Here is a 16,741-nt window from a genome sequence, read left to right as displayed (position 1 = left end):
GGTGAGGGAAATAACAGTGCAGCGACATCCGTGAAAATCCAATGCCGCGCACACGGAAATAACACCCTGGCGGGAAATCACCGCAAACCTACGGCAATCACCCCGCCTCGCGGGCCGGGACGGCCGTCGGCCCGCCCAAAAGCGCCCTCGGCCTCCCCGTCGGCCGACGACCCGGTGGCCCGCCGCGGCCGGGCCGGCGCACCGCGCATCTCGGCCACGCCCGCCGCCCCCGCCGGGTCCGTCGTCACGTGATCGCCCCTTCGCCGCGGTGTCCGAGCGCACCGCCCCCCGTTCGGGGGTAGTGGGACCCGCACCACGGATTACACGATGGACCACAGCCGCCCGGCAAGGTCCGGCACCGGGGGGCACACGAGCCGCAGGGCTCCCGACACCGATCCGGGGCCCGCACGGGCCGCCCGGACGGAGGAGAGGATCGATGACGACGGCGACCGAAGAGTTCCGCAGGGCCCGCGACTTCCTGCTGGCACACCGCGAGGACTACGCCACCGCCCACGCGGGCTTCACCTGGCCGAGGCCCGAACGGTTCAACTGGGCGCTCGACTGGTTCGACGTGATCGCGGACGGCAACGACCGCACCGCCCTCCACCTGGCCGAGGAGGACGGCACCGCCACCCGGCTGTCCTTCGCCGACCTCGCCCGCCGCTCCGACCAGGCCGCCAACTGGCTGCGCCAGCAGGGCGTGCAGGCCGAGGACCGGGTGCTCGTCATGCTCGGCAACCAGGCCGAACTGTGGGAGACCGCCCTCGCCGCGATGAAACTGCGCGCCGTGGTCATCCCCGCCACCCCGCTGCTGGGCGCCGCCGACCTGCGCGACCGCGTCGACCGGGGCCGCGTCCGGCACGTGATCGCCCGCGCCGCCGACACCCCCAAGTTCGACGAGGTGCCCGGCGACTACACCCGCATCGCGGTGGGGGAGGGCGCGAGCACCGCCTGGCTGCCCTACGAGGACGCCTACGGCGCGGCCGGGCACTTCGCCCCCGACGGGCCGACCCTCGCCGACGACCCGCTGATGCTGTACTTCACCTCCGGCACCACCGCCCGCCCCAAACTCGTCGAGCACACCCACACCTCGTACCCGATCGGCCACCTGGCCACGATGTACTGGATCGGCCTGCGCCCCGGCGACGTGCACCTGAACATCTCCTCGCCCGGCTGGGCCAAGCACGCCTGGTCCAACCTCTTCGCCCCCTGGAACGCCGAGGCGACCGTCTTCCTGTACAACTACTCGCGCTTCGACGCCGGCCGGCTGATGGCCGAGATGGACCGGGCCGCGGTGACCACGTTCTGCGCCCCGCCGACCGTGTGGCGCATGCTGATCCAGGCCGACCTGACCCAGCTGCGCACCCCGCCGCGCGAGGTCGTCGCCGCCGGCGAACCGCTCAACCCGGAGGTCATCGAACAGGTCCGGCGGTTGTGGGGGGTGGACATCCGCGACGGCTTCGGGCAGACCGAGACCGCCGTGCAGGTCTCCAACAGCCCCGGGCAGCCCCTGAAGACCGGCTCCATGGGCCGCCCCAGCCCCGGCTACCGCATCGAGCTCCTCGACCCGGTCTCCGGCGCGCCCGGGGCCGCCGAGGGCGAGATCGCCGTGGACCTCTCCGACCGCCCGGCCGGCCTGATGACCGGCTACCACGGCGACCCCGACCGCACCGCCGAGGCCATGGCGGGCGGCTACTACCGCACCGGCGACATCGGCTCCCGCGACGCCGACGGCTACATCACCTACGTGGGCCGCGCCGACGACGTGTTCAAGGCGTCCGACTACAAGATCTCCCCGTTCGAGCTGGAGAGCGCCCTGCTGGAGCACGAGGCGGTGGCCGAGGCGGCCGTGGTGCCCGCCCCGGACGCGCTGCGGCTCGCCGTGCCCAAGGCGTACGTCGTCCTCGCGGAGGGCTGGGAGCCGGGACCGGACACCGCGAAGGTCCTCTTCGAGCACTCCCGCCGCACCCTGGCCCCCTACAAGCGGATCCGCCGCCTGGAGTTCGGCGACCTGCCCAAGACCGTCTCCGGCAAGATCCGCCGCATCGCCCTGCGCGAGGCCACGGCCGCCGGTTCCGCCGCCGAGTACCGCGAGGAGGACTTCCGCTGACGGCCCGGCCCCCGGGGAGGCCGTCCGCCGTCCCGCCGTACGCCCACGCCACCGCCCCGCTGCCCGGCGGCACCCCCGGGGCCGGCCTGGGGGCCGCCGCCGTGCGGTGAGCGCCGCCGCCCTCAGGACCCGGGCGGCGGCGCGACCTCGCGCCGCATGCACACCCGCGGCCACCGGGCCAACCCGACCTCCGCCTCCTCGGCGACGACGCGGCGCAGCCCGTCCGGCAGTTCGTCCGGGTCCAGGACGCGGAAGCCGAGCCGGGCGTAGTAGGGGGCGTTCCACGGGATCTCGGCGAACGTGGTCAGGGTCAGCGCCGTCAGCCCCTCCGCGCGCGCCCGCCCGGCCGCGTGGTCGATCAGCGCCCGGCCCACCCCGCGGCGGGCGGCGCGGGGGTGCACCGAGACCTGCTCGATGTGCAGCGCGCCGTCGACCGGTTCGGCCAGCAGGTAGCCGGCCGGCCGGTCCGGGCCGTCCTCCGCGACCCAGCACCGGCCCGCCCTGCGGTAGCGCTCCAGCATGCCGAGGGAGGGTGGTTCGTCGTCGGCGATCTCCGGCAGGCCGGCGTCGCGGAAGGGGGCGCCGGCGGCCCGCTCGATGTCCTGGAGCGCGGGCAGGTCGCCGGGGGCGGCGGAACGGATGCGCATCCGTCGAGTATCGGCCGCCCGGGCCCGCGCGTCGCCGGGATTTCAGGCCCGGGTGGCGTCCAGGTCGTCGGCCGGGGTGTTCGCCGGTCTCGGCACGCCGTCGCGGTCGATGAGGAACAGGGGGACGGCGAGGGTGTCGCCGCGGGCCCGGGCGCCGTCGGTGTGGCCCGCCCGGGAGAAGTGCACGCCCAGGGCGGACTCGGCCATCGCCGTCAGCCACAGGCACTCCACGTCCCGCTCCGTCGCGGGCAGGGGCGCGGGGTGGACCCGGGCGACGATCCCGGGGCCGGTCAGCCACAGCCCGGACGGCGGGCGGCGGCCCACGCGGCGGACGTCCCGGTGGCCGAGGCGGCGCAGGTACCGCTCGGCCGCCGCGACCGCGTCCCGCACCTGCCCGTCGGGCTCCGCGTCCGTGCCGTGCTCCGCCACCGGTATCCGCAGCGACGTCCCGCACGGGCAGCCGAGCTGGGGACGCGGCCACTCGCCGGGCAGGCCGCAGGCGGGGCACCGCACGGTGACCCACTCCTCCTGCCAGGCCCGGTGCACCACCGGCACGGCCGGCCGCGCGCGGTCCAGCGGCGGCACGACCGGGGCGCCGCAGGCGCACGGGTACGACGGTGCCGTGTAGCGGTGCGCCCGGCGGCAGACCGGACAGTGCACCCTCAGTTGCTCGGACATGGGATCCCCGTTCCCGGACCGCCCCCCGGGTCCGGCACTCCATCGCCCCATCGTGCTCCTTTCGGCCGCCGGGTGTCCGGTGCTTTCCGGTACTCACCGCTTCCCGCCGCCGTCTTGACGGGATTCGCGCGCCCGCCCTACATTCATTCCAGATAGCAGAAGATGATTTCCGCAATACGGAAGCGGAAGTTGGGCAGGTTCCCACCGGAGGAGCTCACCGCGGGGCGCGACGGGAGTGCGAATCCGACGGCCGAAGCAGGAGAACTCCATGGCTCGCATGACCGCTGCCCGCGCGGCAGTCGAGATCCTCAAGCGCGAGGGCGTCACCGACGCGTTCGGTGTCCCCGGCGCGGCGATCAACCCCTTCTACGCGGCGCTCAAGGCATCCGGCGGCATCACCCACACCCTCGCCCGCCACGTGGAGGGCGCCTCCCACATGGCCGAGGGCTACACCCGCGCCGCCCCGGGCAACATCGGTGTCTGCATCGGCACGTCCGGCCCCGCCGGCACCGACATGATCACCGGCCTGTACTCGGCGACCGGTGACTCCGTGCCGATCCTGTGCATCACCGGCCAGGCGCCGACGGCCGTGCTCCACAAGGAGGACTTCCAGGCCGTCGACATCGCCTCGATCGCCGCGCCGGTCACCAAGATGGCGATGACCGTGCGGGAGGCGGCCCAGGTCCCCGGCGCCTTCCAGAAGGCGTTCCACCTGATGCGCTCCGGCCGTCCGGGCCCGGTGCTCATCGACCTGCCGATCGACGTCCAGCAGACGGAGATCGAGTTCGACCCCGACACCTACGAGCCGCTGCCGGTCCACCGGCCCGCCGCCTCCCGCGCCCAGATCGAGAAGGCGCTCGCCCTGCTGAACGCCGCCGAGCGCCCGCTGATCGTCGCGGGCGGCGGCGTCATCAACGCGGACGCCGCCGACCTCCTCGTCCGGTTCGCCGAACTGACCGGCGTCCCCGTCGTGCCCACCCTCATGGGCTGGGGCGCCATCCCCGACGACCACGAACTCAACGCCGGCATGGTCGGCCTGCAGACCTCGCACCGCTACGGCAACGCGACCTTCCTGGAGTCCGACTTCGTCCTCGGCATCGGCAACCGCTGGGCCAACCGCCACACCGGCCGGATCGACGTCTACACCGCCGGGCGCACCTTCGTCCACGTCGACATCGAACCCACCCAGATCGGCCGCATCTTCGCCCCGGACTACGGCATCACCTCCGACGCCCGCGCGGCGCTGGACCTGTTCATCGAGACCGCCGAGCAACTGCGCGCAGAGGGCCGCCTGCCCGACCGCACCGCGTGGGCGGCGGCGGCGCAGCACCGGCGGGCCACCCTCCAGCGCCGGACGCACTTCGACGACGTCCCGATCAAGCCGCAGCGGGTCTACGAGGAGATGAACCGCGCCTTCGGACCCGAGACGCGCTACGTCTCCACCATCGGCCTCTCCCAGATCGCGGGCGCCCAGCTGCTGCACGTGCAGCGCCCCCGGCACTGGATCAACTGCGGCCAGGCCGGCCCCCTCGGCTGGACGGTGCCCGCCGCGCTGGGCGTCGCCAAGGCCGACCCGGACGCGCCGGTGGTCGCCCTGTCCGGCGACTACGACTTCCAGTTCATGATCGAGGAGCTGGCGGTCGGCGCGCAGCACCGGATCCCGTACGTCCACGTCCTGGTCAACAACGCCTACCTGGGCCTGATCCGCCAGGCGCAGCGGGCCTTCGACATCGACTTCCAGGTCAACCTGGAGTTCGAGAACGTCAACAGCCCCGAACTGGGCGTCTACGGCGTCGACCACGTCAAGGTCGCGGAGGGCCTGGGCTGCAAGGCGATCCGGGTGACCGACCCCGGTGAACTGGGCGCGGCCTTCGAGCAGGCGAAGAAGCTCGCGGCGGAGCACCGCGTCCCGGTCATCGTGGAGGCGATCCTGGAACGCGTCACGAACATCGCGATGTCGACGACGAACGACATCGGCGCGGTCGCCGAGTTCGAGGACCTCGCGACGGAACCGGGGCACGCGCCCACGGCCGTCAGGCCGCTGGAGGTCTGAGCCCCGAGCCGCCGGGCGGCCCTTCCCCCGCGAGGGGCGGGCCGCCCGGCGGCGTGTCCGGACGGCCGGCACCGCCCCGAGCCGTCGGGCCGGGCCGGCGCCCCGAGCGGCCGTTCCGAGCCGTGCCCGACGGGCCCGGCGCCGCATCCTGCCCGTCCGACGGCCCGTCGTCTGCCCGCACGGCGGCCACCGCCCGTCTCCCGTCACGCCCTCGGCCGTCCGATGGCGCGAGGCTCCCCGCTGCCCGTCCGCCCCGCCCGGACGACGTCACGCCGGGTGCTCGGGCGCGGGGCGCGCTTCCGCGGGCTGCCGTCCTGCCCCGCTGCTCGCCGCATGCGCCGGGCCCTTTCCGGTGTCCGGCGGGTGCGCGACGGCCGGGTACTCCGACCGGTCGCCCCTTCAGCCGGGCGGGGGAGCCCGGCTGAAGGGGCCCCGCCCCCTGAAACCCCGCTTCCACGGGCTCCCGCACCCGGCCCCGGCGCTCAGTCCCCGCCGCCCCCTCCGCCACCACAGCCTCCGCCTCCGCCCTCGCCGGATCCGCCGTAGTCGCCACAGGCGAACCCGACGCCGGAGGATCCGCCGCCCCACCTGCCCCCGTACAGGCTGCGCCGCAGGAGGGGCGCCTGCCGCAGCCGGACCCGCTCGACCAGGCCCGTGCGCAGGGCGAAGCGGGGAACCAGAGCCCGGAGCGCGGGCTCGCCGTGCAGGGCGATCGCGAGCAGGACGGTGCGGTCGGGCAGGCCGCGGCGGCTCGCCGGCACCGGATGGGCCGTGCGCAGTGCGCGCAGGTGCCGCCGGGCGGCCCGGGCCGGCCGCAGCAGGGGCAGGCGCAGCAGCCCCGCCTCGGCGAGCGGGACGCGCAGCTCCGCCACGGCCCACCGGACGTCCGGACGGCGGGCCAGCTCGGCGAGGCCGCAGGGCTCGTGGAGGCAGGAGTGCACCGCGCTCTCCAGGTACCGCGCGCGCTCCGCGCGGCTCACGGCGCCCGGCCGCCCGTCCGGCGGGGCCGGCGCCGCATCCGGGGGCGGGAGAACGGGCAGGCCCTGCTCGCCCTCCCCGTGGACCGCGCGGAACGTCCCGGGGGCGGCCGCCTCGACCGCTCCCCGCAGGTGCAGGGCGACCACGGCGACCGTGACCGCGGCGCGTGGTCCACCGCCCAGCAGCGCCACCTCGTGCGGTGTGCCGAGAACCGTCGTGACGTCGTCGTCGCCCATGGAGCACCCCCGACTCCCGTGCCGGCGGGGCCCGCCGCCCCCGTGCCGACGGGCCCCGCGTACCGGGGTTCTTCCCGGCCCGTGGGGCGGCCCACCCCTCCAAGTCCCGGGTTCAGAGGTTGATTTGAGGGTGCCGTAGCGCGCCTACGACCCCTGCGGTACGCGGCGCGTCAGGGGGTGTGGGGGTGGGACAGTCCGGGCCAGTCGTCCGGTCCGCCGCCCTGCCACTCGACGAGGTCGGTGCTCTCGACGTCCGTCACGTACAGGTCGGCCAGCCGCAGGATCTCGCTCACGTCGTCGGCGTGCGTGGCGAGGCCCAGGGTCTCGTCGCCCGCGGTGACGCGGCGGGAGCCGTCCAGGCCGGGCGCGTGGACCACGACGTGCGGCCGCTCGGTGGGAGGTGCCATGTCTCCAGGCTGCTGCGCCCCGGCCCGGTCCGCACCCCGGGGCGGGGACGGGACGGGGCACGCGGGAGGCCCCGGTGCGGGACCGTCCACACCGGGGCCGTGGGGAGGTGGGTCCGTCCGGCGGGCGAGGCCGGGCGCGACGGAACGTTCGCGCCGCCGGACGGGGCTGGGGGTGCTCGTTCCGGACGGGGACCGCGGCGGGTGCGACGGCACCGGTGCCCCTCCCCTCAGGTCGAAGAAGAGGCGCCGGCGGCCTTCACCACCGCACTGGCTCGCACGCCACCGCGGGTCCCCGTCCCGCCCGGCGGACTCCGTCCCGGCCCCTCGTCGGGGGCGGGGGCGCGGTCCGCGCGGGCCGCGTACGGTCCCGACCTCCCGTCAGAGGCCGTACGCGAGCTTCGGGTGCCGTTCCGGTGGAACGGCCGGGGTGGGGAGAAGAAGGGGGATCCGGACGGTGCCGGTGCCCGGGCGCGACACAACAGGTGACGGCACCGGCACCGCCCGGGGACCGGGAGGGCGCGGGGTCAGGCCGCCGCGCCGGACAGCCGTTCGACCGCCCGCAGCAGGGCGGAGTGGTCCAGCCCGCCGTCGCCCTGTGCGCGCAGGCTCGCCACCAGCTGGGCGACGACCGCGCCGACGGGCAGTGCGGCGCCGACCGTGCGGGCCGCGTCGGTGACGATGCCCATGTCCTTGTGGTGCAGGTCGATGCGGAAGCCCGGCGCGAAGTCGCGGCTGACGAAGTTGTCCTTCTTGCGGGTCAGCACGGTGGAGCCGGCCAGTCCGCCGTTCAGGACCTCCAGCGCGGCCTTGAGGTCCACGCCGGACTTCTCCAGGAAGACCACGGCCTCCGCGCACGCCTGGATGTTGACGGCCACGATGAGCTGGTTGGCGGCCTTCACGGTCTGCCCCGACCCGTGCGGACCGCACAGCACGATGGTCCGGCCGAGGGTCTCCAGCAGCGGCCGGGCCTCCTCGAAGTCGGCCTGCTCACCGCCGACCATGATGGACAGCACCGCCTCCACCGCCCCGGCCTCACCGCCGGACACCGGGGCGTCTAGCACCCGGACGCCCTTCTCCCGGGCGGCGGCGGCCAGGTCGACGGAGGTCTGCGGGGTGATCGAGGACATGTCGATCAGCAGCGTCCCGGGGCGGGCGTTCTCCAGGATGCCGTCGGGGCCGTAGGCGACGGCCTCGACCTGGGGGGAGGCCGGCACCATCGTGATGACGACGTCCGCGTCGCGCACCGCCTCGGCGACCGATCCGGCGGCGGTGCCCCCCGCGGCGGTCAGACGGTCCAGTTTGGCCTGCTCCAGGGTGTATCCGGTGACCTGGTAGCCCGCCTCGACCAGGTTCTCGGACATGGGGGAGCCCATGATGCCGAGTCCGATCCAGGCGACCTTGGGAAGCGTGCTCATAGGGGTTGCCTCTCTGCGTCTGTCAGTGCGTGGGCGCTCGTCCGGCCGCGGGCGACGCCGCCGGTCCCCGGGGTGTTCAGCGTGCGGCGCGGGCCTCGGGCGGGAGCCAGTCGAAGGACCGGTCGCTCGTGGGGCCGCCGGGCTTGTACTCCAGCCCGACCAGGCCCGTGTAGCCCGCCCTTGCCAGGCGCCCGAGCAGGTCCGCCAGCGGCAGCGTCCCGGTGCCGGGGGCGCCGCGGCCCGGGCTGTCGGCGATCTGCACGTGGCCGGTGAGGGCGGCGTACCGGTCGATCACCGCGGGGAGGTCCTCCCCGTTCATCGCCAGGTGGTACAGGTCCATCAGGAACCGCGCGTTGCCCAGTCCCGTCGCCGCGTTGACCTTCTCCACGACCTCGACCGCGGCGGGCGCCGAGACCAGCGGGTAGTGCGGGGACTCGGGCGCGTTGAGCGCCTCGATCAGCAGCACCGCACCGACCCGGTCGGCGGCCCGGGCCGCCAGGGTGAGGTTCTCCAGCGCGAGCGCGTCCTGCTCGGCCGGGTCCACGCCGTCGACGCGGTTGCCGTACAGCGCGTTGAGGGCCGTGCAGCCGAGGGAGCCGGCGAGGTCGGCGGCCACGTCGAGGTTGGCGCGGAACCGTTCGGACTCCTCACCCGGCACCGACAGGGCGCCCCGGTCGCGGCCGGGCAGCTGCCCGGCGTAGAAGTTCAGGCCGGTGAGGCGGACACCTGAGCGCTCGATGGCCGTGCGCAGCGCGTCGAGGTCGGACCGGTCGGGCGTGGGGGTGTCGGTCCAGGGCCACCACAGTTCGACGGCGGTGAACCCGGCCTCGGCCGCCGCCGCGGGGCGCTGAAGGAGCGGGAGTTCGGTGAACAGCATCGACAGGTTGACGCTGAAGCGTTGGTCGGCGGCTGTACTCCGGTCGAAACCCGGCATCGGGGCCGCTCCCTTCCGTGGTCGGGACGTCGGGGGGACGTGGGCGGGACGGGGGTGCAGACGCGGGGCCGACGGGGCGATCGGGGGCCTGTCGGGACGCCTCGGTGGCGTCAATGGCACTGACTTCCGCTATGTGGAAGTTGTTTTCTGCACATTGGAAGAGTGCAGTCGCGTCGGGGTGCTTGTCAAGAGGGATCCGGGAAGGAAGCGCGGGATCCGCGGCCGGTGGGCCCGGCGGGTCCCGCAGGCCGGCGGAGGCGGCTCGGCGTGCGGGTGCGGGTGCGGGTGTGGGCGGCGGGCGGAGGGAGCGGGTGCCGCCCGGGGCCCGGATCGCCCGGTGCGGGTTAGGTTGGGCGCGTGCGATTGAGAGTGGAGTTCACGACCGAGCCCTTCGACCTCGACGAGGCGCCGGAGCATGCCGTGGTGGCCCGCGAGACCGTCGAGGCCGCGGCGTTGGACGCGGTCGACGTCGGCCCGTTCGGGAACACCGTGGAGGGCGGCGCCGACGCCGTGCTCGGTGCCGTCGACGCCCTGCTGCGCCGCACCCTCGCCGCCGGGGCCACCCGCGTGTCGCTCCAGGTCAACGTGATCGGGGAGGCCGGGGAATGACCGGCGCGGCGGCCGAGGAACCGTTCATCGCGGCCGTCAAGCCGCTGATCGACGCGATCGGCGGGGAACTGCTGCCGCCGGACGAGGCCGGGCCCGACGACGTGGTGCTCGCCTGGGAGGGGGCCGACGTGGTCGCCGTGCGCCTGCCGCAGCTGGCCGACTCCCTCGACCACATCCTGGCCGCGCTGGAACGCCGCCGGGGCCGGCCGCTGGCGGAGCTGGACCGCAAGGCGAAGCAGGAGATCGTCCGGGGGCTGGAGGCGCGCGGCGCCTTCGCGGTGCGGCACGGCGTGGAGACCGTGGCGAGCGCGCTCGGCGTCAGCCGGTTCACCGTCTACAACTACCTCAACCGCGAGAAGGGCACCTGAGCCCGGGCGGATCACGGCGGTCTTCCGACCCGTCCTGACCTGGGCGTTGACGGTCGCGGCCGGTCCCGGCCCCGGGCGTCCGCCCCGCGAATTTTCAACAAACTGTTGACGTGCGGTGCGGGGCGGCGTTCACTGTCGGCACGCCCGGCCGGCATCCACCGGCCCGGCGCCCCGCCCGTTCCGCACGATGCCCGCGTTCGGCACCACGGCCGTGCGCGGCCCCCGAGAGGCTCCCGTGACGTCCACCGACACGCCGCAGGGTCTGGCCCGGTTCAACACCCTCGACGAGAGCGCGGCCCGCGCCGCACTCCTGAGGATCTGCGCCTCCACCGCCTGGGGCAGGCACCTGCTCGCCGCCCGCCCCTACGCCACCCCCGAGGACCTGTACGCCGCAAGCGACGCCGCCATGGCCGAGCTGACGGCGGCGGACCTCGCGGAGGCGATGGCCGGGCACCCCCCGATAGGGCGCCCCGAGCCGGGTGATCCGGCCTCCACCCGCGAACAGGCGGGCATGTCCGGCGCCCCCGCCGGGCTGAAGGCGGAGATGCTGGAACTGAACCTGGCCTACCAGGAGAGGTTCGGCCACGTCTTCCTCATCTGCGCCACCGGCCTGACCGGCGAGCAGATGCGGGACGCGGTCCGCCGGCGGCTCGGCAACCCGCCCGAGAAGGAGCGGGAGACCGTCCGCACCGAACTGGGGAAGATCAACCGCATCCGACTGGCCCGACTCGTCGCGGAGGATTGACGCAGCCATGAGCACCACGACCACCGCATCCGTGTCCACGCACATCCTGGACACCAGCGCCGGCCGCCCCGCCGCGGGCGTCGCCGTCCACCTCTCCGCCCGCGCCGGGCGGGAGGCGCGGTGGCAGGCGCTCGGCGGTTCCGCCACCGACGCGGACGGGCGGTGCAAGGACCTGCCGGCCCTGCCGGAGGGAACCACCCACGTACGGCTCGACTTCGCCGTGGAGCCGTACCTCGAACAGCAGGCGAAGAAACAAGCCGTCGCGCAGCAGGACGCCCCCGCGCACCGGGACAGCGGATCGGCCGTGTTCTTCCCGGAGGTGACGGTCACGTTCGCCGTCGTCCCGGGCGAGCACTACCACGTACCGCTGCTGCTCAGCCCGTTCGGCTACTCCGTATACCGAGGGAGCTAGCAGACCATGGCCGCCACACCCCGACCCGACCGCCCCGCCACGTCCCCGGCCCGCACCGCGGTCCTGGGCCAGAACCAGTACGGCAAGGCGGAGAACCGCGTCGTCCGCATCACCCGCGACGGCGACACCCACCACATCAAGGACCTCAACGTCTCCGTCGCCCTCTCCGGCGACATGGACGACGTCCACTACTCCGGCTCCAACGCCAATGTCCTGCCGACCGACACCACCAAGAACACCGTGTTCGCCTTCGCCAAGGAACACGGCATCGAGTCGGCCGAGCAGTTCGCCGTCCACCTCGCCCGGCACTTCGTCACCTCGCAGGAGCCGATCCACCGGGCCCGCATCCGTGTCGAGGAGTACGCCTGGGAGCGGATCGCCGCCCCCGGCACCGACCGCGGCGAGCACTCCTTCGTCCGCACGGGCCAGGAGACCCGCCTCACCCAGGTCACCTACGACGGCGAACGCTGGGAGGTCGTCTCCGGCCTCACGGACCTCACCGTGCTCAACTCCACCGACTCCGAGTTCTGGGGCTACGTCAAGGACCGCTACACCACCCTCCCGGAGACCCGTGACCGCATCCTCGCCACCTCCGTCTCCGCCCGCTGGCGCTTCGGCTGGACCGACGACGCGCAGCCGATGCCCGACTGGGAGGAGTCCTACGCCGAGACCCGCCGGCACCTGCTGGAGGCGTTCGCCGAGACCTACTCGCTCTCCCTGCAGCAGACCCTCTACGAGATGGGCGCCCGCATCATCGAGCGGCGCGACGAGATCGACGAGGTCCGCTTCTCCCTCCCCAACAGCCACCACTTCCTGGTGGACCTGGAGCCCTTCGGGATGAAGAACGACACCGCCGACTCGGCCGTCTACTTCGCCTCCGACCGCCCCTACGGCCTGATCGAGGCCACCGTGCTGCGCGAAGGCGCCGAGGCGCTCATCCCGGTCGACCTCACCAACCTCTGACCGCACCGCATTTCGGCACCCGTGGCCGGGGAACCCGTGCGGACCGCCCGCCCCCGGCCACGGCACTCAACTCTCCCCGGGTCCTGCCGTGCCCTCTCTCCGTACGCGAAAAGGACGCACCATGGCAGCAGTCCAGCGCATCGTCATCGAGAACGCGGCGATCGCGACCGTCGACGCCCAGGACACCGAGTACGCCTCCGGGCACCTGGTCCTGGCCGGCCACCGCATCGAGTCCCTGGGCGCCGGCCCCGCCCCGGCGGACCTGGAGAACGTCGTCCGCCGGATCGACGCCACCGGGCACCTGGCGACCCCGGGTCTGGTCAACACCCACCACCACTTCTACCAGTGGCTCACCCGGGGCCTGGCCACCGACCACAACCTCTTCGACTGGCTCGTCGCCCTCTACCCGACCTGGGCGCGCCTCGACGAGCCGATGGTGCGCGCGGCGGCGCGGGGCTCGCTCGCGATGATGGCCCGCGGCGGCGTCACCACCGCCATGGACCACCACTACGTGTATCCGCGCGGCACCGGCGACCTGTCCGGGGCCATCATCGGCGCCGCCCGGGAGACCGGAGTCCGCTTCACCCTCGCCCGCGGCTCCATGGACCGCGGTGAGAGGGACGGCGGGCTGCCCCCGGACTTCGCGGTCGAGACCCTCGACGACGCGCTCGCCGCCACCGAGGAAACGGTCCGCCGCCACCACGACGCCTCCTCCGACGCCATGACCCAGGTCGCCGTGGCGCCCTGCTCGCCCTTCTCCGTCTCCACCGCCCTCATGCGGGACGCGGCCGAACTGGCCCGCCGGCTCGGCGTGCGCCTGCACACCCACGGCTCGGAGACCGTGGAGGAGGAGAAGTTCTGCCACGAACTGTTCGGCATGGGCCCGACCGACTACTTCGCGTCCACCGGCTGGCTCGGCGAGGACGTGTGGATGGCGCACTGCGTCCACATGAACGACTCCGACATCGACGCCTTCGCCCGCACCGGCACCGGCGTCGCCCACTGCCCCTCCTCCAACGCCCGCCTCGCCGCCGGCATCGCCCGCGTCCCCGACCTGCTCGCGGCCGGCGTCCCGGTGGGTCTCGGCGTGGACGGCACCGCCTCCAACGAGTCCGGCGAACTCCACACCGAACTGCGCAACGCTCTGCTCGTCAACCGCCTTGGCCCGCACCGCGAGGCCGCCCTGACCGCCCGTCAGGCCCTGCGGCTCGGCACGTACGGCGGAGCCCGGGTCCTCGGCCGGGCGGACGACATCGGCTCCCTGGAGCCCGGCAAGCTGGCCGACCTGGTGCTGTGGCGGATGGACACCCTCGCCCACGCCTCCATCGCCGACCCCGTCGCCGCCCTCGTCCTCGGCGCGGCGGCCCCGGTCACCGCGTCCTTCGTGCAGGGCCGTCAGATCGTCGAGAACGGGCGGCTGCTGACCGTCGACGAGGACGAGATCGCCCGCTCCACCCGCACCGAGGCGCAGCGCCTGGCCCGGATCGCCGCCGGCGACTGAGCCGGACGGCGCGCGCCCCCGAAGTCTCCGGCCGGGAGGGACGGCTCCCGGCCGGTGACCGTGGACCCCCGCCGGGTCCGCGGCGGCCGTCCCCGGGACCGCGCGTCCGCGCCCGCCCCGGGGACGGCCACCCCCGACCTCCCACCCCCGCCTCCCGTCCCCGGCCTCCCACCCCCGAGGCCGTCCGTCCACCCGGTTCCTCCCCTCCCGCCCGGCCACGACCCGGGCGGGCGATGCCCCCTGCCCGCCGCACACGGGCCCGTCCGCCGCACAGCTCATCCCGCCCGCCCGCCCGCACCACCTCCTTGACACCCGCGGCAGCACCCACCGCTGCCGTGTAACCGACCGGAGGAGAACCGCAGTGGCCGACCACCCCGTCGACGAGAAACTGCCCGCGCTCACCATGGCGACGACCGGCCTCCAGCACGTGGCCGCCATGTACGCGGGAGTCGTCGCCCCACCCCTGATCGTCGGCGCGGCCATCGGCCTCACCGGCACGGAGCTCACCTTCCTCACCGGCGCCTGCCTGTTCACCGCGGGCCTCGCCACCCTCCTGCAGACCCTCGGCATCTGGCGGATCGGCGCCCGGCTGCCCTTCGTCAACGGCGTGACCTTCGCCGGCGTCGCCCCCATGACCGCGATCGTCGCCGCCACCGGCGACAAGGACGACGCCCTGCCGGTCATCTTCGGTGCCGTCATCGTCGCCGGACTGCTCGGCTTCCTCGCGGCGCCCTTCTTCAGCAAGGCCGTCCGCTTCTTCCCGCCCGTCGTCACCGGCACCGTCATCACCCTCATAGGCGTCTCCCTGCTGCCCGTCGCCTTCGGCTGGGCACAGGGGGACGACCCCGCCGCGCCGGCCTACGGCTCGGCGACCAACCTCGCCCTCGCCGCCGCCACCCTCGTCATCGTCCTTCTGCTGCGCCGCTTCACCCGCGGCTTCGTCAAGCAGATCGCCATCCTGCTCGGCATGGTCGCCGGCACGCTCCTCGCGATCCCGTTCGGCGTCACCGACTTCTCCGCCGTCGCCGAGGCGGACGTCGTCGGCTTCCCGGAGCCGTTCCACTTCGGCGCACCGCAGTTCCAGCTCGCCGCGATCGTCTCGCTGTGCGTGGTGATGGTCGTGTCGATGACCGAGTCGACCGCCGACATGCTGGCCCTGGGGGAGATCGTCGACCGCCCGGCGGACGAGAGGACCATCGCGGCCGGGCTGCGCGCCGACACCCTCGGCTCCGCCCTGAGCCCGCTGTTCAACGGCTTCATGTGCAGCGCCTTCGCCCAGAACATCGGCCTGGTCGCGATGACGCGCATCCGCAGCCGGTACGTGGTCGCCGTCGGCGGCGGCTTCCTCGTCCTGATGGGGCTCTGCCCGGTCGCCGCCTCGCTGATCGCCGTCGTGCCCCGCCCGGTCCTCGGCGGGGCCGGCGTGGTCCTGTTCGGCTCGGTCGCGGCGAGCGGCATCCAGAGCCTGGTCAAGGCGGGGCTGGAGAAGGACAACAACGTCCTGATCGTGGCCGTCGCGCTCGCGGTCGGCCTGATCCCGGTCAGCGCGCCGGAGTTCTACCACTCCTTCCCGGAGACCGCCCGGATCGTCCTGGACTCCGGCATCTCCACGGGCTGCGTGGTGGCGGTCCTGCTGAACGTCGTCTTCAACCACCTCGGCACCGGCCGCGGCGGCACCGCCGACGTCACCCACCCCATGGAGCCGGGCGAGGAGATCACGAAGGCGGGGACCCCGGCGGTCCCGTGACCCACCGGCGCCCCGCCGTCAGCCGCCCCCGCGCCGCCGTCCCGGCGCGGGCGAGGCCCTCGACCGGCCCCGTGGGAGGCGGCCGGGACCGGCGCGTACGGCGGTGAACCCCGCCTCCCGGGGCCCCGCCGTCCGGATCACGCGCCCCGGGCCGCCGCCACTTCGTCACGCAGCCGGGGCAGCATGTCGTGGTAGACGCCCGGGCACTGGGTGGTGCCGTAGTCCTTGTGGCCGTAGATCTGCGCGGACGGGATGCCGTACTGCGCGCAGGTGTACGCGCACAGCGCCACCAGCACCTCCCACTGGGCGGCCGGCGGCACCGCGCCCGCGTGGTAGGCGCCCTCGTTCGCGATGCCGATCGCGTGGTTGTTCTGCCCCGAGGTGTGGGCGCCGAGCACGAAGGTCCGGCCGCCGCGCAGCGCCTGGAGGCTGCCGTGCCGCCCCTCGGTGATCCAGCCGCCCCGGCTGACCAGGAAGTGGTAACCGGTGTCCGCCCATCCGTTCTTGTCCAGGTGCAGGTCCTGCACCCAGTGGGCGTGGGCGTGTGCCTGGGTCCGGGAGAAGTCGGTGGAGTTGGTGCTGACCGTGTGGTGGATCACGATCCGGCTCGGCCGGTACTGCAGGACGCCGATGGTGCCCTTGGGGGCGCGTGCGTTCCAGGCGGCGGTGGAGTCGATGTCCGGCTCGACGGCCTGGGCACCACGGGCCAGGGCGGTGCCGGGCAGCGCGGTGACGGCGGTCGCGGCGGCGAGGCCCGCCGCCCCGGCGAGCAGCAGCCGGCGCCGGGAGGCGCGCGGGGAAGGCGGGGACGGGTGCTGGGAGGGCACGATCACTCCTCGGTCGGGGGAGGGGAGAGGGTGGGGGGAGGCGGCGGCTCTCGATCTCGTGGATCCGGTAGCCGGGGCCGAGGTGGCGGCGCAGCCACTCGATGCCCATGC

Annotated in this window: 16 protein-coding genes; 9 read left to right on the top strand and 7 right to left on the bottom strand. The window is 74.3% G+C overall.

What is annotated here, in order from left to right:
• The first annotated feature begins 436 nt into the window (after positions 1 to 436).
• Complete coding sequence (locus AB0F01_RS16045; protein ID WP_362095151.1) at positions 437 to 2,110, top strand: AMP-binding protein; 1,674 nt, start codon at positions 437 to 439, stop codon at positions 2,108 to 2,110.
• A gap of 122 nt (positions 2,111 to 2,232) precedes the next feature.
• Here AB0F01_RS16045 and AB0F01_RS16040 read toward each other — a convergent pair whose 3' ends face one another.
• Together AB0F01_RS16040 and AB0F01_RS16035 are read right to left on the bottom strand one after the other, a co-directional pair.
• Positions 2,233 to 2,757, bottom strand: a complete 525-nt coding sequence (locus tag AB0F01_RS16040) for a GNAT family N-acetyltransferase (protein WP_362095148.1) — start codon at positions 2,755 to 2,757, stop codon at positions 2,233 to 2,235.
• 42 nt (positions 2,758 to 2,799) lie between these two features.
• Entirely contained in the window at positions 2,800 to 3,435 is a 636-nt protein-coding gene (locus AB0F01_RS16035; RefSeq protein ID WP_362095145.1) for a hypothetical protein, read from the bottom strand.
• A 268-nt stretch (positions 3,436 to 3,703) separates the two neighbouring features.
• Here AB0F01_RS16035 and gcl point away from each other — a divergent pair, with 268 nt between their 5' ends.
• Positions 3,704 to 5,488, top strand: a complete 1,785-nt coding sequence (gcl, locus tag AB0F01_RS16030) for a glyoxylate carboligase (RefSeq protein WP_362095143.1) — start codon at positions 3,704 to 3,706, stop codon at positions 5,486 to 5,488.
• Between the two features lie 482 nt (positions 5,489 to 5,970).
• On the opposite strand, the gene AB0F01_RS16025 is transcribed toward gcl, so the two are convergent.
• The 4 genes from AB0F01_RS16025 to AB0F01_RS16010 form a co-directional block, all read right to left on the bottom strand.
• Positions 5,971 to 6,702: a TIGR04222 domain-containing membrane protein gene (locus AB0F01_RS16025; RefSeq protein ID WP_362095140.1), complete on the bottom strand. Its 732-nt coding sequence runs from the start codon at positions 6,700 to 6,702 to the stop codon at positions 5,971 to 5,973.
• A 170-nt stretch (positions 6,703 to 6,872) separates the two neighbouring features.
• Complete coding sequence (locus tag AB0F01_RS16020) at positions 6,873 to 7,109, bottom strand: hypothetical protein (RefSeq protein WP_362095138.1); 237 nt, start codon at positions 7,107 to 7,109, stop codon at positions 6,873 to 6,875.
• Between the two features lie 524 nt (positions 7,110 to 7,633).
• Positions 7,634 to 8,524, bottom strand: a complete 891-nt coding sequence (locus AB0F01_RS16015; protein WP_362095135.1) for a 2-hydroxy-3-oxopropionate reductase — start codon at positions 8,522 to 8,524, stop codon at positions 7,634 to 7,636.
• Positions 8,525 to 8,600: 76 nt separating this feature from the next.
• A complete protein-coding gene (locus AB0F01_RS16010) occupies positions 8,601 to 9,458 on the bottom strand; it encodes a TIM barrel protein (RefSeq protein ID WP_362095132.1) in 858 nt (285 codons plus the stop codon).
• Positions 9,459 to 9,815: 357 nt separating this feature from the next.
• Here AB0F01_RS16010 and AB0F01_RS16005 point away from each other — a divergent pair, with 357 nt between their 5' ends.
• The 7 genes from AB0F01_RS16005 (at position 9,816) to AB0F01_RS15975 (ending at position 15,803) form a co-directional block, all read left to right on the top strand.
• A complete protein-coding gene (locus AB0F01_RS16005; protein ID WP_362095129.1) occupies positions 9,816 to 10,067 on the top strand; it encodes a hypothetical protein in 252 nt (83 codons plus the stop codon).
• On the top strand, positions 10,064 to 10,435 hold the full coding sequence (locus AB0F01_RS16000; protein WP_362095127.1) for a helix-turn-helix domain-containing protein: 372 nt from the start codon (positions 10,064 to 10,066) through the stop codon (positions 10,433 to 10,435). The genes AB0F01_RS16005 and AB0F01_RS16000 overlap by 4 nt, the downstream gene beginning before the upstream one ends.
• 235 nt (positions 10,436 to 10,670) lie before the next feature.
• Positions 10,671 to 11,180, top strand: coding sequence for a 2-oxo-4-hydroxy-4-carboxy-5-ureidoimidazoline decarboxylase (uraD, locus tag AB0F01_RS15995; RefSeq protein WP_362095125.1), 510 nt, complete (start codon positions 10,671 to 10,673; stop codon positions 11,178 to 11,180).
• 7 nt (positions 11,181 to 11,187) lie between these two features.
• Positions 11,188 to 11,592: a hydroxyisourate hydrolase gene (gene uraH / locus AB0F01_RS15990; protein ID WP_362095122.1), complete on the top strand. Its 405-nt coding sequence runs from the start codon at positions 11,188 to 11,190 to the stop codon at positions 11,590 to 11,592.
• 6 nt (positions 11,593 to 11,598) lie between these two features.
• Positions 11,599 to 12,555, top strand: a complete 957-nt coding sequence (gene pucL, locus AB0F01_RS15985) for a factor-independent urate hydroxylase (RefSeq protein ID WP_362095119.1) — start codon at positions 11,599 to 11,601, stop codon at positions 12,553 to 12,555.
• 121 nt (positions 12,556 to 12,676) lie between these two features.
• Entirely contained in the window at positions 12,677 to 14,056 is a 1,380-nt protein-coding gene (locus tag AB0F01_RS15980) for an 8-oxoguanine deaminase (RefSeq protein WP_362095116.1), read from the top strand.
• Between the two features lie 361 nt (positions 14,057 to 14,417).
• Entirely contained in the window at positions 14,418 to 15,803 is a 1,386-nt protein-coding gene (locus tag AB0F01_RS15975) for a nucleobase:cation symporter-2 family protein (RefSeq protein ID WP_362095115.1), read from the top strand.
• A gap of 137 nt (positions 15,804 to 15,940) precedes the next feature.
• On the opposite strand, the gene AB0F01_RS15970 is transcribed toward AB0F01_RS15975, so the two are convergent.
• Positions 15,941 to 16,630 carry a peptidoglycan recognition family protein gene (locus AB0F01_RS15970; RefSeq protein ID WP_362095112.1) on the bottom strand — a complete coding sequence of 230 codons (690 nt, stop codon included), beginning with the start codon at positions 16,628 to 16,630 and terminating at the stop codon, positions 15,941 to 15,943.
• Positions 16,631 to 16,741 lie beyond the last annotated feature (111 nt).

This window comes from Streptomyces sp. NPDC029526, from assembly GCF_040637405.1.
Classification (GTDB): domain Bacteria; phylum Actinomycetota; class Actinomycetes; order Streptomycetales; family Streptomycetaceae; genus Streptomyces.
Note: the sequence above shows the minus strand (reverse complement) of the source record. Positions and strands in the feature narration are given on the sequence as shown.

What these genes read in the sequence shown, in the direction of transcription:
- AB0F01_RS16045 (WP_362095151.1), top strand. Translation starts at nt 437, where the DNA reads ATGACGACGGCGACCGAAGAGTTCCGCAGGGCCCGCGACTTCCTGCTG.
- AB0F01_RS16040 (WP_362095148.1), bottom strand. Translation starts at nt 2,757, where the DNA reads ATGCGCATCCGTTCCGCCGCCCCCGGCGACCTGCCCGCGCTCCAGGAC.
- AB0F01_RS16035 (WP_362095145.1), bottom strand. Translation starts at nt 3,435, where the DNA reads ATGTCCGAGCAACTGAGGGTGCACTGTCCGGTCTGCCGCCGGGCGCAC.
- gcl (WP_362095143.1), top strand. Translation starts at nt 3,704, where the DNA reads ATGGCTCGCATGACCGCTGCCCGCGCGGCAGTCGAGATCCTCAAGCGC.
- AB0F01_RS16025 (WP_362095140.1), bottom strand. Translation starts at nt 6,702, where the DNA reads ATGGGCGACGACGACGTCACGACGGTTCTCGGCACACCGCACGAGGTG.
- AB0F01_RS16020 (WP_362095138.1), bottom strand. Translation starts at nt 7,109, where the DNA reads ATGGCACCTCCCACCGAGCGGCCGCACGTCGTGGTCCACGCGCCCGGC.
- AB0F01_RS16015 (WP_362095135.1), bottom strand. Translation starts at nt 8,524, where the DNA reads ATGAGCACGCTTCCCAAGGTCGCCTGGATCGGACTCGGCATCATGGGC.
- AB0F01_RS16010 (WP_362095132.1), bottom strand. Translation starts at nt 9,458, where the DNA reads ATGCCGGGTTTCGACCGGAGTACAGCCGCCGACCAACGCTTCAGCGTC.
- AB0F01_RS16000 (WP_362095127.1), top strand. Translation starts at nt 10,064, where the DNA reads ATGACCGGCGCGGCGGCCGAGGAACCGTTCATCGCGGCCGTCAAGCCG.
- uraH (WP_362095122.1), top strand. Translation starts at nt 11,188, where the DNA reads ATGAGCACCACGACCACCGCATCCGTGTCCACGCACATCCTGGACACC.
- pucL (WP_362095119.1), top strand. Translation starts at nt 11,599, where the DNA reads ATGGCCGCCACACCCCGACCCGACCGCCCCGCCACGTCCCCGGCCCGC.
- AB0F01_RS15980 (WP_362095116.1), top strand. Translation starts at nt 12,677, where the DNA reads ATGGCAGCAGTCCAGCGCATCGTCATCGAGAACGCGGCGATCGCGACC.